This window comes from Bowmanella yangjiangensis, from assembly GCF_017255015.1.
In the GTDB taxonomy this organism is placed as follows: Bacteria; Pseudomonadota; Gammaproteobacteria; order Enterobacterales; family Alteromonadaceae; genus Bowmanella; species Bowmanella yangjiangensis.
The window spans coordinates 1-326 of the sequence record NZ_JAFKCS010000808.1 but is presented as its reverse complement, the minus strand read 5'-3'; the positions used below and the strand labels follow the sequence as shown (position 1 = coordinate 326).

1 pseudogene is annotated in these 326 nt (G+C 68.1%); it reads right to left on the bottom strand.

The window, feature by feature from the left end:
• Positions 1 to 326: pseudogene (locus tag J0A65_RS26780) on the bottom strand (hypothetical protein); the annotation flags it as partial.

Below are 326 nucleotides of genomic sequence, written 5' to 3'. Positions count from 1 at the left end.
AGGGCTGGTCGGGGCGGTCCCACTCGATCCAGGCCAGGCGCCGGCCATCGGCATCGGCCACCGGCGCCGCGTAGAAGTCGGCGCCCTCCACCAGCACGTCGCGCTTGCCGGTGAGGCCGATGCGCACCAGTCGATGCACTACAGCATCGCCTTGATGACTTTCCTCGACCGCCAACAGCGCCTGCCAGGCAGGCACGAAGCACAGGTCGCCGTAGCGGCAACTGGCGTTTGCCGTCAGCGCCTGCGGCTCGCCTTGCGCAGGAGCCAGCGGCAGATGGTAGACCTGCTGATCAGCCTCATTGACCCACGCCACACCCTGATCGGTG